11 protein-coding genes are annotated in these 12,620 nt (G+C 56.5%); 8 read left to right on the top strand and 3 right to left on the bottom strand.

Translation table 11 applies throughout. The features are described from left to right. Positions 1-81: 81 nt before the first annotated feature. The gene (locus tag WH50_RS00780; protein ID WP_110185598.1) at positions 82-441 is read right to left on the bottom strand and encodes a MaoP family protein; all 360 of its coding nucleotides are present in this window, start codon (positions 439-441) and stop codon (positions 82-84) included. Between the two features lie 159 nt (positions 442-600). Next, positions 601-1,464, bottom strand: a complete 864-nt coding sequence (locus WH50_RS00785) for a LysR family transcriptional regulator (protein ID WP_110185599.1) — start codon at positions 1,462-1,464, stop codon at positions 601-603. Positions 1,465-1,808: 344 nt separating this feature from the next. Here WH50_RS00785 and WH50_RS00790 point away from each other — a divergent pair, with 344 nt between their 5' ends. The 5 genes from WH50_RS00790 to hemW all read left to right on the top strand — a co-directional run bounded on the left by WH50_RS00790 (position 1,809) and on the right by hemW (position 6,972). Beyond that, positions 1,809-2,849, top strand: coding sequence for an NADP(H)-dependent aldo-keto reductase (locus tag WH50_RS00790; RefSeq protein WP_104156051.1), 1,041 nt, complete (start codon positions 1,809-1,811; stop codon positions 2,847-2,849). Positions 2,850-2,875: 26 nt separating this feature from the next. Beyond that, positions 2,876-3,583, top strand: a complete 708-nt coding sequence (locus tag WH50_RS00795; protein WP_104156050.1) for a response regulator — start codon at positions 2,876-2,878, stop codon at positions 3,581-3,583. Beyond that, the gene (locus tag WH50_RS00800; protein ID WP_110185600.1) at positions 3,573-5,039 is read left to right on the top strand and encodes an ATP-binding protein; all 1,467 of its coding nucleotides are present in this window, start codon (positions 3,573-3,575) and stop codon (positions 5,037-5,039) included. The genes WH50_RS00795 and WH50_RS00800 overlap by 11 nt, the downstream gene beginning before the upstream one ends. Before the next feature lie 105 nt (positions 5,040-5,144). After that, entirely contained in the window at positions 5,145-5,735 is a 591-nt protein-coding gene (rdgB, locus tag WH50_RS00805) for an RdgB/HAM1 family non-canonical purine NTP pyrophosphatase (protein ID WP_110185601.1), read from the top strand. Positions 5,736-5,832: 97 nt separating this feature from the next. Continuing rightward, a complete protein-coding gene (hemW, locus tag WH50_RS00810; RefSeq protein ID WP_243409933.1) occupies positions 5,833-6,972 on the top strand; it encodes a radical SAM family heme chaperone HemW in 1,140 nt (379 codons plus the stop codon). A gap of 239 nt (positions 6,973-7,211) precedes the next feature. On the opposite strand, the gene WH50_RS00815 is transcribed toward hemW, so the two are convergent. Beyond that, complete coding sequence (locus WH50_RS00815; protein WP_243409934.1) at positions 7,212-7,844, bottom strand: arylesterase; 633 nt, start codon at positions 7,842-7,844, stop codon at positions 7,212-7,214. Between WH50_RS00815 and WH50_RS00820 the strand changes: the two genes are divergently transcribed. From WH50_RS00820 to WH50_RS00830, 3 genes are all read left to right on the top strand, one after another. Beyond that, entirely contained in the window at positions 7,825-8,511 is a 687-nt protein-coding gene (locus WH50_RS00820; protein ID WP_110185603.1) for an ABC transporter ATP-binding protein, read from the top strand. The two genes, WH50_RS00815 and WH50_RS00820, sit on opposite strands and share 20 nt — an antisense overlap. Then, positions 8,498-11,068, top strand: coding sequence for an ABC transporter permease (locus tag WH50_RS00825; RefSeq protein WP_165838255.1), 2,571 nt, complete (start codon positions 8,498-8,500; stop codon positions 11,066-11,068). Before WH50_RS00820 ends, WH50_RS00825 begins: the two co-directional genes overlap by 14 nt. A 531-nt stretch (positions 11,069-11,599) precedes the next feature. After that, entirely contained in the window at positions 11,600-12,481 is an 882-nt protein-coding gene (locus WH50_RS00830) for a nucleoside-specific channel-forming protein Tsx (protein WP_110185605.1), read from the top strand. Positions 12,482-12,620 lie beyond the last annotated feature (139 nt).

A 12,620-nucleotide genomic window follows, 5' to 3' on the forward strand; every position in this document is an offset into this window, starting at 1 on the left:
GCTGCAGGCAGGTGCGTTCCTGCCAAAACAACAACGCCCGCATGTGCGGGCGTTGTCATATCTGATTCGCGATGTCAGCGATCAATCGTCGTCGTAATCGCTACCGCCTTCAGAGAAGTCGGTCTCTTCGCCATCACGCACGGTCGACAGGCTCATTGAGGCAATGTAACCGTCATCATTGATCTTGGTCAGGTACTTGGCCCAAGCCTTTTCCAGATCGGTAGAGGGCACTTTCTCGTTACGGCAGATGGCCAGCAGATCTTTATCTTCGCTGGTCTCAGGCGACAGTTTGCCGTCCATCAGAGCGCGCGCCAGATTACCGTACTGAGTGATGAGTTTGGCTTCTTTGATGGAAAAATCACCAGAGCTATCCAGCCCGTATGGATAATGCTCGTCATCAAAGAAGGACTTTTTCAGAAAATATTGACGATCTTTATTCATGGGACCTTTGCAATACCAGCGTGCTAATACTGTTTAGCCTCTTGACATTGAGGCCACCCTGTAATTTTGCGGCGATTGTCCAAGATGGATTGAGGGCAGTACAACGAAAATTTTTTATTTTATCAATAAATAATTTTTGTTGATGTGCGTTTCCTCCACCTAGCTCTGCTCGCTCTGACGTGCGCTTTGCAGCAGGATTCCCATCACTTCACTGATCTGTTCCTGATACGCCGCGCTGGCATGATATACACCATAAACGTCCCGTTTGAAACGGGGACTGCCTTCAACTGCAAAAAGTTTTTGCTCGGCCAGCCAGGGTTTGACCAGCCGACGGGGCAGATAACTGCAGCCACCCTGCGACAAAATCAGGTCCAGTGCCATCCGGCTATGGCTGGTATGCAGCCATGGCGGTGTAGGGGAATTAAAGTGCTGATCATGGCTGATCTGAAATGCTGTACCCCAGTCAACCATGATGTAACCGTGTTGCTGGGCCTGGCTAGGCGTCTGGTCTGGCTGGCTGGAAACCAGCATCAGCTCCAGGCTGGTCAGTGGCACGGATACCAGTTCCTGTGCTTTGGGCGGGTCATAAAGCAGAGCAATATCGAGGGTTCGTTCAAGCAGCTTACGCACCAGCACGTCACCACTGTGAATATCGGCTCGCAGCACCAGATCTGACAGGCGCTGATGAATCGCGTTGATCCCTGTCTGCAGCAGGGTGTCCCACAGGCCGGGGGTGCTGGCCAGCGTCAGGCTGACAGTATGGCGATTATGCAGGGCCACGTCCTGACGTGCTCTTTCCCAGGCCGTAAGCACGCTGTCAGCGTGCAGCAGCAGACGTTCGCCCGCTGCCGTCAGCTGGATGTTGTTGCGCTGGCGGCTGAACAGTTCACTGCTGAGCAAGGTTTCCAGTTGACGGATGCGTGCACTGACCGCCGACTGGGTGAGAAACAGATTGTCCGCAGCCCGGCCGAAGTGGCGGGTTTTACAAACCTCCAAAAAGGTTTTAAGAAGTTCTATGTCCATTGAATAGGCCGACAGTGTGGGCTACAGCTGGCTGACGGAGTCGCAGTGCTGATTGACAGGGTGTGCACGGGAGCGCTGTGACACAGATATCCCTGCAGATTTGGATTTCAGCGCATTTTGCCTTATTAAGGTAGGCCTTGGAACTACTGGCCTCATGACATCGCCTGACAAAGCTAATGTCACCTCAGTCGTTCCCTCTGACGCTATATGATACTGAACTCCCTGCCTGTGACTGCTGACTGGTAGCTTCTTCGTCAACTGGCTATCGCATTGTATGTGGCGACTACCGGCACTATTCAGTTGGGCTCATTCGCTGTATCGCACCTGAAAAACGAGGAGTGGTTGTGATCTACCATCAGATTCCCCATACCGACCTGAAGGTCAGCAAGATATGTCTCGGTACCATGACTTACGGCGAGCAGAACACGGAAGCCGAAGCTCATGAGCAGCTGGATTATGCCGTGGCTCAGGGTATCAATTTTATTGATGCGGCTGAGATGTATCCGGTCCCCCCCCGTCCCGAAACGCAGGGAAGGACGGAAACCTACATTGGTAGCTGGCTGGCACAGCGTGGCAAGCGTGATGATCTGATTATTGCCACCAAGGTAGCGGGCCCCAGCAGTCGTGGTGTGGATCATATACGCCCCGATATGCGTCTGACGCGGGCTTCCATCCTCTCCGCCATTGATACCAGCCTGGCTCGCCTGCAGACTGACTACGTTGACCTGTACCAGATCCACTGGCCGGGGCGTAGTGCGAATTTCTTTGGCAGTCTGAATTACGTGCATGGCGAAGACCCGCATGATGTGCCTATGGAGGAGACGCTCTCGGCACTGGGGGAACTGGTCAAGGCGGGTAAGGTGCGTTATATCGGCTTATCCAATGAAACGCCCTGGGGCGTGATGCGCTTTCTGCAGCTGGCCGATAAGCTGGGCTTGCCCCGGGTGGCGACCATTCAGAACCCCTATAACCTGCTGAATCGCACTTTTGAAGTAGGTCTGGCCGAGGTGGCGCATCGGGAAGGGGTAGAATTGCTGGCCTACTCACCCTTGGCATTCGGTATGCTGACCGGCAAGTATCTGCATGGAGAGCGCCCTGCAGGGGCCCGTCTGTCGCTTTACAGCCGCTTTTCGCGCTATTTCAAGGCGCAGGGTGAGAAAGCAACGGAAGCCTATGTAGCGCTGGCACAGGCTCATGGTCTCAGCCCGGCACAGCTGGCACTGGCCTACGTCAATACCCGCCCCTTTGTAGCCTCCAATATCATTGGTGCTACACAGATGGCACAATTGCGGGAAAATGTCGCCAGTCTGGATGTAACCCTGAGTGATACCCTGCTGGCTGAGCTTGAAGCCATTCATGAGCTTTATCCCAATCCCTGCCCCTGATTGCAGAAGAGACCTGATAGCGCCGTATGACAACCCAAAAGCGTATCTTGATCGTGGATGATGACGAAGACATTCGTCAGCTGATTTCAGACTATCTCAGCCGTCATGGCTTTGAGTGCCACACCGCTGCTGATGGCAGCTATCTCGACGACAGTTTTGCCCGTCAGGCACCGGATCTGGTCATCCTCGATCTGATGCTGCCGGGGGAGGATGGTTTTTCGCTGTGCAAGCGCCTGCGCCAACAGTCGCAGGTGCCTATCATTATGCTGACTGCCAGTGCCGATGATACTGACCGTATTCTGGGGCTGGAGCTGGGAGCGGATGATTATCTGGCGAAACCCTTCAACCCGCGGGAGTTACTGGCGCGCATCAAGGCCATTTTGCGCCGTACCCAGAGTTTTGGTGGTCAGGCGCGTTTTCAGCGTTTTGGCCCCTGGCGTCTGGATCGCACCACACGGGAGCTGATTGGTCAGGCTGGTGAGCGAGAGAGCCTGAGCGGGGCTGATTTTTCCCTGCTCAGCGTTTTTCTCAACCATCCGCAACAGGTCCTGTCGCGAGACGACCTGTTTGATCTGTCCCGTGGCCGCGACGCACCGCCACTGGACCGTTCCATTGATGTCCACATTTGCCGCTTGCGTGCCCGTCTGGGGGAGGATGCCAAAACCCCGCAGCTGATCAAAACGGTACGTGGCTCTGGTTATATTCTCGCCGTGCCCGTGGAAAATGTCGGCTAACTGGCGTTATCGACTGCCGCGTTCATTACGTGGCAGGTTTGTTTTGCTGATGCTGGGGGGCGTGCTGCTGGCCCAGTTGATCAGCTATGGCGTCTGGACCTCGCAGGTGCGTGCCAGCCATCTGGAGCTGGTAGACCGGGTGTCGCGCAACCTCACCTACAGCATTGCCTCCACGGCACGCTTTTTTATTTCACTGCCCATCGAATATCGCCATCTGGTGCTGGATCAGCTGCGCAAGATGGGAGGCACGCGTTTTTTTGTCAGTATCAATGATCATCGCATTCCGGTGCAGGACATTGACGACTCTCAGGAAAAGCATCTGGTGGTGGATAATGTCGCCGGTATCATGCGGCAGGAAATGAACGTTGAGCGGGTCTGGGTGCAGTTTTCCGAGCCGACCACGTTACGCGTGCTCAACAGTGAAACCCTTGCACTGGACTTGCCACCGCGCTGGGCACAGTCGCTGTTTCTGGATCCGCTATCGCCGCCGGTGATGGTGGTGCAGATGCAACTGGAGAAGGACACCTGGCTGTACATCGCCACCCTGTTGCCGGTACCGGGCTTTCTGCAGAAAGGAAGCTGGCTGGATGCTGACAAGCTGGTGTTTCTGGCGTTGATGCTGATTGTGGTGATTACCATGAGTCTGGTGGGCATACGCTGGATGACCCGGCCACTGGCAGAGATTGCCCGCGCAGCCGAAGACTTCGGGCGCGACATTGATCATCCGCCGTTGCTGGAGCAGGGGCCGTCTGAAGTGATCGCCACCGCGCGCGCCTTCAATCACATGCAGGAACGTATCCGGCGTTATCTGGCCGAACGGGAGCGGTTGTTTTCCGCTATCTCCCATGATCTCAAAACCCCTATTACTCGCCTGCGCCTGCGTGCAGAGCTGCTGGACGATGATCTGCAGCGTGAGCGCTTCAGCAAGGATCTGGAAGAGCTGGATCTGATGGTTAAAGGCGCTTTGCAGTACGTCAAGGATACCGACATTCACGAGAACACCGAGACAGTGCACGTGCCAGATCTGCTCGACTCGCTGCTGACCGATTTGCAGCAGCAGGGGCGGGAAGTAAGGCTGCTGGGTGACTTCGAGCCGTTGCAAGCCAAACCGCTGGCACTCAAGCGCTGCCTGACCAATCTGATCGACAACGCGCTGTTCTATGGTGGCAGCGCGGATATCAGCATGTGCAGTACTGACCTGCAGTGGCTGGTGCAGGTCCGGGATCATGGCCCCGGGATCCCGGAAGAGCAGATGGATCTGGTCTTTGAGCCCTATGTCCGGCTGGAACCTTCACGCAATCGCCATACGGGGGGCAGCGGTTTGGGGCTGGGTATTGCCCGCAGCCTGGCCCGTGCTCACGGCGGTGATCTGATGCTGCGGAATCATCGTGAGGGCGGGCTGGAAGTGACGCTGATCCTGCCCCGTATTCTGTCCGTCGACATCGCAGGGGCCTGAAGTAGCCTGCCAGTCGCGCACAGCGTGCTATCATTACCGCCACGGACATGATTGATGTGCGCCCGCAACGGCTTGGTGATGCGGCTATTCTTCGAGGACTTTCCCATGAAACAAATCGTGCTGGCCAGTGGCAACAAGGGCAAATTGCATGAATTCAATGAGCTGCTTGGCGGCCTGGATTTTGAAGTCATACCCCAGTCTGCATTCAGTGTGCCCGATGCCGATGAAACGGGTCTGAGCTTTGTTGAGAACGCCATTCTCAAAGCCCGCCATGCGGCACGTCTTACCGGTTTGCCGGCCCTGGCCGATGATTCGGGTTTGGAAGTGGATGCCCTCAAAGGGGCACCTGGCATCTATTCAGCACGTTTTGCCGGTGTGGGTGCCAGTGATGATGACAACTGTGAGCTGCTGCTTGAGCGCCTGCGGCATACGCCGGAAGATGAACGCAGTGCCCGCTTCCAGTGTGTGCTGGTGTTCATGCGACATGAGACGGACCCCACGCCGCTGATCTGTCAGGGCAGCTGGGAAGGCCGGGTGCTGTTTGAGGCGCGCGGCGAAGGTGGCTTTGGCTACGACCCGCTGTTCTGGGTACCTGATCAGCAGTGCAGCGCTGCCGAGCTGAGCGCAGAGCTGAAAAATCGCCTCAGTCATCGTGGTAAAGCACTGCAGCAACTGATGCAGCGTTTTAATCCCTGAATTGGATCGGGTTTCTCCATCGGCGTGAAACCTGCGGCAGTTGCATGGTCCTGGTGCTGCCGTCATATCAAGGATCTTAGCTTTCGAGATCGCCAGTTTGTTGCAGTTACCTCCTCTCAGCCTGTACATCCACATCCCCTGGTGCGTGCGTAAATGCCCGTACTGTGACTTCAATTCTCACGCCGTGCGCGGCGAGCTGCCAGAGCAGGATTATGTTGCGCGTCTGCTGGAAGACCTCGAGCAGGAGCAGGTGGCGGCGCAGGGGCGAGAAATTACCAGTATCTTTATCGGCGGTGGTACGCCCAGCCTGTTCAGTGAGCAGGCGATTGATCAGCTGCTGTGTGGTATTGCCCGGAGAGTGACACTGGCTGATGACTGTGAAGTGACCATGGAGGCCAACCCCGGCACCTTCGAGGCTGAGCGCTTTGCGGGTTTCCGTCAGGCCGGTGTCAATCGCCTGTCGGTTGGCATCCAGAGTTTTGATGATGACAAGCTGCAACGACTGGGAAGGATACACAGTAGCCGCGATGCCATTGCTGCTGTGGAAAAGCTGCATCAGCTGGGCTTCGACAACTTCAATCTGGATCTGATGCACGGTCTGCCGGAGCAGACCCTGCAACAGGGTCTGGCGGATCTGCGGCAAGCCATCGCACTGCAGCCTGCACATATTTCCTGGTATCAGCTGACCATTGAACCCAATACCGAGTACTACAGCCGCCCACCACAGCTGCCTGAGGATGAGGCGTTGTGGGCCATTCAGGAGGAGGGCCATGAGCTGCTGCAGGTGGCAGGATACGGTCAGTATGAAACCTCAGCCTACGCACAAGCTGGTCGACGTGCCCGTCACAACCTTAATTACTGGCAGTTTGGTGATTATCTGGGGGTCGGTGCAGGTGCACACGGTAAGGTAAGCTGGCAGGCCACAGGGCAGATTGTGCGTCGCTGGAAAACGCGTATGCCGCAGCACTATCTGGATCGTAGCCGGTTGCTGGTAGCGGGGGAGCAGCAGGTGGAGGCAGATGAGCTGCCGTTTGAGTTCATGATGAATGCATTACGACTGGTGGACGGTGTGCCGTCAGCCTGGTTTGAGCAGCGCACCGGACTGACCAAGGCCAGCATTGACGATGCCGTCAGGCTTGGTCAGGACCGGGGGCTACTCAATCGTAACGAAGATGCATTCAGACCCACTGCCCTTGGGCAGCGTTATCTTAATGATTTGCTGGAGCTTTTTCTGTGATTCCGGCCTGACTCGTTCATCCTGAAGTCGTCAGGCCATCATCATCTCATCCATGGGCGTCCTGCTGATTTCGCTCAGTGAAATCGGCATCCTGCCTCCCTTGAGGGTCGTCTCTGACCCTGTCCATTGGCGCCAGATTACTGTTGTGCGGCTGCGGAACCTATAGGAAAAAGTCTGAATTTTCTGGTTGCAATTCAGCTACTTCTCATTTGCATGAAAGCCGCATGGTGTCTGGGTTTTTACTGACTGCTGGTCGCTTTCAGCAGCGGTTGCAGCCACTGCCAGACGCGCTCAGCCATCAACGGCTGGCCCTGCTCATTGGGGTGAATATTGTCGGCTTGCATCAGCTCCGGATGCAGTGCCACATCCTCAAGAAAGAACGGAAGTAACGGAATATTCAAAGTGTTACTGACATCTTGATAGCTTTGTGCAAAAGCCTGAGTGTAAACAGGTCCATAATTGGGAGGCAGGCGCATGCCGAGCAGCAGTGGCCGGGCTCCGGCATGCTGGCTGAGTTCAGCCATCCGGCTCAGGTTCTGTTGCAGGCTTTGTGGTGGCAGGCCACGCAGACCATCATTACCCCCCAGCTCGATCAGCACTATCTGTGGCTGATGCCGTTGCAGCAATGAGGGTAGGCGTGTCAGGCCGCCAGCACTGGTATCGCCACTGACACTGGCGTTGATCACCTGCCAGCCCAGAGGTTGCAGCTGTTGTCTAACCAGTGCTACCCAGCCTTTGTTGGGATTGATGCCATACCCTGCACTGAGGCTATCACCCAGTATCAGCAGGGTATTTGCCGCGGCGCTGCCGCTCACCAGCCACAGCAAAACCAGTGTTCGTTTAAGGAAGGTCATGACAGCAGCGCAATCCATCTCCGTTCTCCTTCGTGCAGAGCAGCTCTGTAAGTATGTCGATACCCAAAGTGGCACCCTGACCCTGCTTGATCAGGTGTCGCTGAGTGTGGGAGCCGGGCAGAGTCTGGCCATATTGGGACGTTCCGGAGCAGGTAAGTCAACCCTGCTGGGCCTGCTGGCGGGGCTGGATGTACCTAGCCGTGGTGAGGTCTATATCGAACAGCACTGCCTTAGTGCCATGGATGAGGATCAACGGGCGGCACTGCGCGCTGCCGCTATCGGTTTTGTATTTCAATCCTTTCAGCTGCTGCCTGATCTGACGGCGGCGGAAAACATCAGTCTGCCACTGGCGCTCTGTGGCGTTGCCGATGCCGCTCAAAGGGCCGAGCAATGGTTGCAGCGTGTCGGGCTGTCGCACCGCTTGCATCACACTCCACGCCAGTTATCGGGTGGGGAACAGCAGCGTGTTGCGCTGGCGCGGGCCTTTGCCAATCAGCCGCGCATCCTCTTTGCTGATGAACCTACCGGTAATCTTGATGAGGCCACCGGCAAACAGATCATGGACCTGCTGTTTGAGCTGAACCAGCATGAGGGCACTACCCTGATTCTGGTGACCCACGATGCGGTACTGGCAGAGCGTTGTCAGCAGCGTGTTTATCTGGAGGGTGGCCGTGTCCAGTCTTGAGCAGTCATACAATAATTCGGTCAGCAGGTTGGCACTGACCTCCGCTCGTAAGCCCTCATGGCGTGCCAGCTGGCGTTATGCCCTGCTTGGCTGGCGTGACAATGAACTACGCCTGCTGGTGCTGGCCATCTGGTTAGCCTGTGCTGCGACGACGTTGCTAGGCTTTTTTGCTGATCGGCTGGAGCGCGGGTTACAGGCACAGTCGCAGCGTTATCTGGGCGCACCGCTGGTGATTCGCAGCAGCCGGGAGGCGCCTGAGGAATGGTGGCAGCAGGCTCAGCAGCTGGGCATCAAGCCACCTCTGACGGTTGCCGAGTTTGTCAGCATGGCCAGCAGTGCTCAGGGCTTTCAGCTGGCTGGCGTGAAAGCAGTACCTGCGGGGTATCCGTTAACGGGCACAATCCGTGTGCAGCAGGCGGATGGTCAGGTACAGGAGCTGAGTCAGGGCCCCTTGCCGGGCGAGGCCTGGCTGGCGCCTCGTCTGATGAGCATGCTTGCCGTGAAAATGGGCGATCAGGTACAGCTGGGCTATGCCGATCTGAAAGTAACCGGCGTGGTGTTGCAGGAGCCAGACCCCTCTACTGATTTCCTCAGTCTCAACCCGCGCCTGCTGGTAAATAGCGCAGATCTGGCCAGATCACAGGTCATCCAGCCCGGCAGCCGTATTCGCTATCGTTATCTGCTGGACGGGCCTGCACCGGCCATACAGGTCTTTACCCGCTGGGTTACTCCCCAGCTGGCCCCGGCGGCCCGCATTCTTGAGACCGACAGTGACAGCCCGCGGCTGGCCAGTGCGTTGCAGCGAGTCAATCAGTACCTGGCGTTAGGCAGCATCCTTTCTGTCCTGCTGGCGGCGGTGACACTGGCACTGGCTGCGCGACACTACAGTCTGCGACATCAGGACGAGGTGGCACTGTGGCGGTGTCTGGGGCTGTCACGCCGCCAGTTGGGGCAGATGCTACTGTTGCGGCTGGGGTTGCTTAGTCTGGTGGCTGTTGGGCTGGGCGTCCTCACCGGTGCGCTGGCACAGCAAGGGCTGGTGCAGTTGTTTCGCGACTGGTTGCCTGACCCTCTGCCCGAACTGAGCTGGCTTCCTGCTGGTAATGGTGTGCTGACAGCGGTGTTGCTGCTGGTGGCTCTGGTCTTGCCGGACTGGTGGTTACTGCTGCGCACCAGTCCGCTGCGTGCACTCAAGCATGAAAGTCGTGGGGCTACGGTAGCGACACGTCTCTGGCTGGCGGGAGCGCTACTGGCCCTGTTGTTCTGGCTGTGGTGGCAAAGTCGGCAGCCGGTACTGACATTCAGTGTGGGTGGCGGTTTGCTGCTGTTACTGGGCGTACTGTTTTACAGCAGTCGCTGGTTATTGGCACGGCTACTGCGCCGTCTGGGGCCGCTGGATAATGCCCGTCTGAACTGGCAGGCACTGCAGGTGACCGCTTTCGCGCTGGTCAGCATGGCGATTGGCCTGGTGATGCTGTTACGGCTTGACCTGTTGAACAGCTGGCGAGAGCAGCTGCCTGAGAAAGCGCCCAACTACTTCGCCATCAACCTTCAGCCTGATCAGCAGGCCGATTTTCTGCACTTTCTGCAGCAGCAGGGCTGGCAGAGCAATCCACTGTATCCGATGCTGCGCGGACGTCTGATCGAGCGTAATGGCCAGCCGCTGAAAGCTGAGGAAGACGATGGTCGTGATGAAGATAATCGGGAGCGTAATGGTAACCGGGCGCCCGGACGCGAGCTGAATCTGACCTGGGCGGCAGAGCCTGGGCGTGACAACAGGATAGTCCAGGGTAGCTGGTGGAATGCTGGCGAGCAGCAGCGGCTGATTTCCATTGAAGAAGGCTTTGCCAAGCGTTATGGGCTCGAACTGGGTGATCAACTGACCTTCGACATTGCCGGTGAACCTGTGACCGCTAAGGTGAGCAGCGTGCGTAGTGTTGACTGGAACTCCTTCAATCCCAATTTCTTCGTGATCTTCACACCCGGTAGTCTGACTGATTTTCCGGCGTCACTGATGACCAGCTTCTATGTACCGCCTGACCATGGCACCGAGATTACAGCGTTGAGTAAACATGGCACCGAGATTACAGCGTTGAGTAAAACCTGGCCGAACATAACCCTGATTGGGGTGGAAGCATTACTGGGACAGTTACGTGACATCCTTACGCAGCTGACGGAAGCCGTGCAGTATCTGTTTATCTTTGTCTTGCTGGCCGCATGGCTGGTGCTGGTGGCCGTCATTCAGATCAGCTTGCCGGAGCGGCGGCGTGAGGCTGCATTGCTGCATACACTGGGGGTTGCCAGACAACGCTTACGCCAGCGTCAGCGGCAGGAGCTGTTATTACTGGGTGCCGTTGCTGGCGCCTTGGGAGCCATTGGCTGTACGGTGCTGGGCTGGGTGGTGTTTACCCGTGTGCTGGAGCTACCGTTCGCCGGGCCCTGGTGGCTGCTTGGCTGGCCGCCTTTGTTCGCTGTTGTGGTGGCCCTGCCGGGGCTATGGATGTTGCGGCAAATCGGTCGTGAGCCACCGTTGCAGGCGTTACGCAGATTACTGTAGCGATTGGCTTTTGACCTGGCATAGCCAATATCCGTACTGGCCTGGGAGGTTATCCGTTTGCTTTCCAGGCCCTCTGCCAAAGATAAAGACGGCTACTGCATCTGGCGGTACTGCTTCTTTTTCATTCACATGTTCCGGTAATTTTTTCGGATCCATGCTCCCTGTTGACCCTCCAGATCTGTCATTGACGTGCTGTTGGCAAAGCATGTTTTTGCTCTCAATTGGCGCATGCTTTTGACCGTATGGTCAGTTTTAGACCTTTCGTATCATTTAATACTTTATTTAATTGAAAAATATGCGGAAAATCTGCCGCCCCGATTGGCACCGATATTGCCCATCCCAAAACTCCGATGAGCAAGCCGGGCTGTTGACAGGTGGTTGACCTGTTCCGCTCAGAGCGTCGCTGACTTCACTCCACGGGATCCAGAAGTTGGCATGCAAGACGCCGTTGCAGGGAAGTACCGCGGTTATGCCAGCCATCGGATGAGATTTCCCTGTTTACCCCTTCAAGTTGTAGAGCGGAAAAAGTAGATGATGAGCGTTGAGAGCAAACTCAAGACCGTCGCCGTGGCGGTGACCACTCTGGCTGGACTCAGTGCCGGTGCGGCACAGGCAGCCGCTAACAATGCCAGCTGGTTTGCCCAGGATCTGACCCTGATCCACAGTCACAATATCAAGTTCAGCCCTCGCCCCAACTCCGATACCTATCTGGAGTATGAGTACGTTGGTCGTCAGGGGCCGGTTGAGCTGTATGGTTATGTTGACGTACCCAAGGTGCTGGGCGACAGCAGCCATGGCAGCAAGTATGACACCGGCGTGTGGGATGATGGCTCACCGGTATTCATGGAGCACGAGCCCCGTATCTCCATCGACAGCCTGACCGGTAAAGACCTGAGCTTTGGTCCTTTCAAAGAGTGGTACGTGGCGTTTGACTGGATTTATGACAACGGCGATAACCGTGCCTCACGTCAGAACACCCTGTATGCCGGTATCGGTACCGACATCGATACCCATTCACCGCTGATGCTGTCAGCCAACGTTTATGCCCGTCGTCAGTGGGAAAACTACGGCGCTGCCAACGAGAATTCATGGGACGGCTACCGCCTGAACCTCAAATACATCCTGCCCCTGAACCAGATTGCAGAAGGCCTGACCTACATCGGCTTCACCAACTATGACTTTGATTCTGATCTGGGTGAGCTGTCAGGGCCTGACCGTACCAACAACGCACTGGTTTCGACCAACGTACTGCACTACAAGATCAATCCCAAGGTGCACGTGATGGCTGTGGCGCGTTACTTCCACAACGGTGGCCAGTGGAAAGACGGCCAGACGCTGAACTGGGGCGACGGCAACTTCGCTGCCAATTCCAATGGCTGGGGAACCTATTTCGGTATCGGTTACGATTTCTGATCGGTTACCGGGACGTATGGCTGTGTAGCCGCCACTTGGTACGCTGAATTCAGGCACAGTTCGCCCAGTGGTAAAACTGCCAGAGACAAAGCCCGCCTGCTGAGCATTCAGCAGGCGGGCTTTTCATTTTTACGAGCAT

Origin of the sequence: Pokkaliibacter plantistimulans (assembly GCF_003194385.1) — a bacterium.
Taxonomy (GTDB): Bacteria; Pseudomonadota; Gammaproteobacteria; order Pseudomonadales; family Balneatricaceae; genus Pokkaliibacter; species Pokkaliibacter plantistimulans.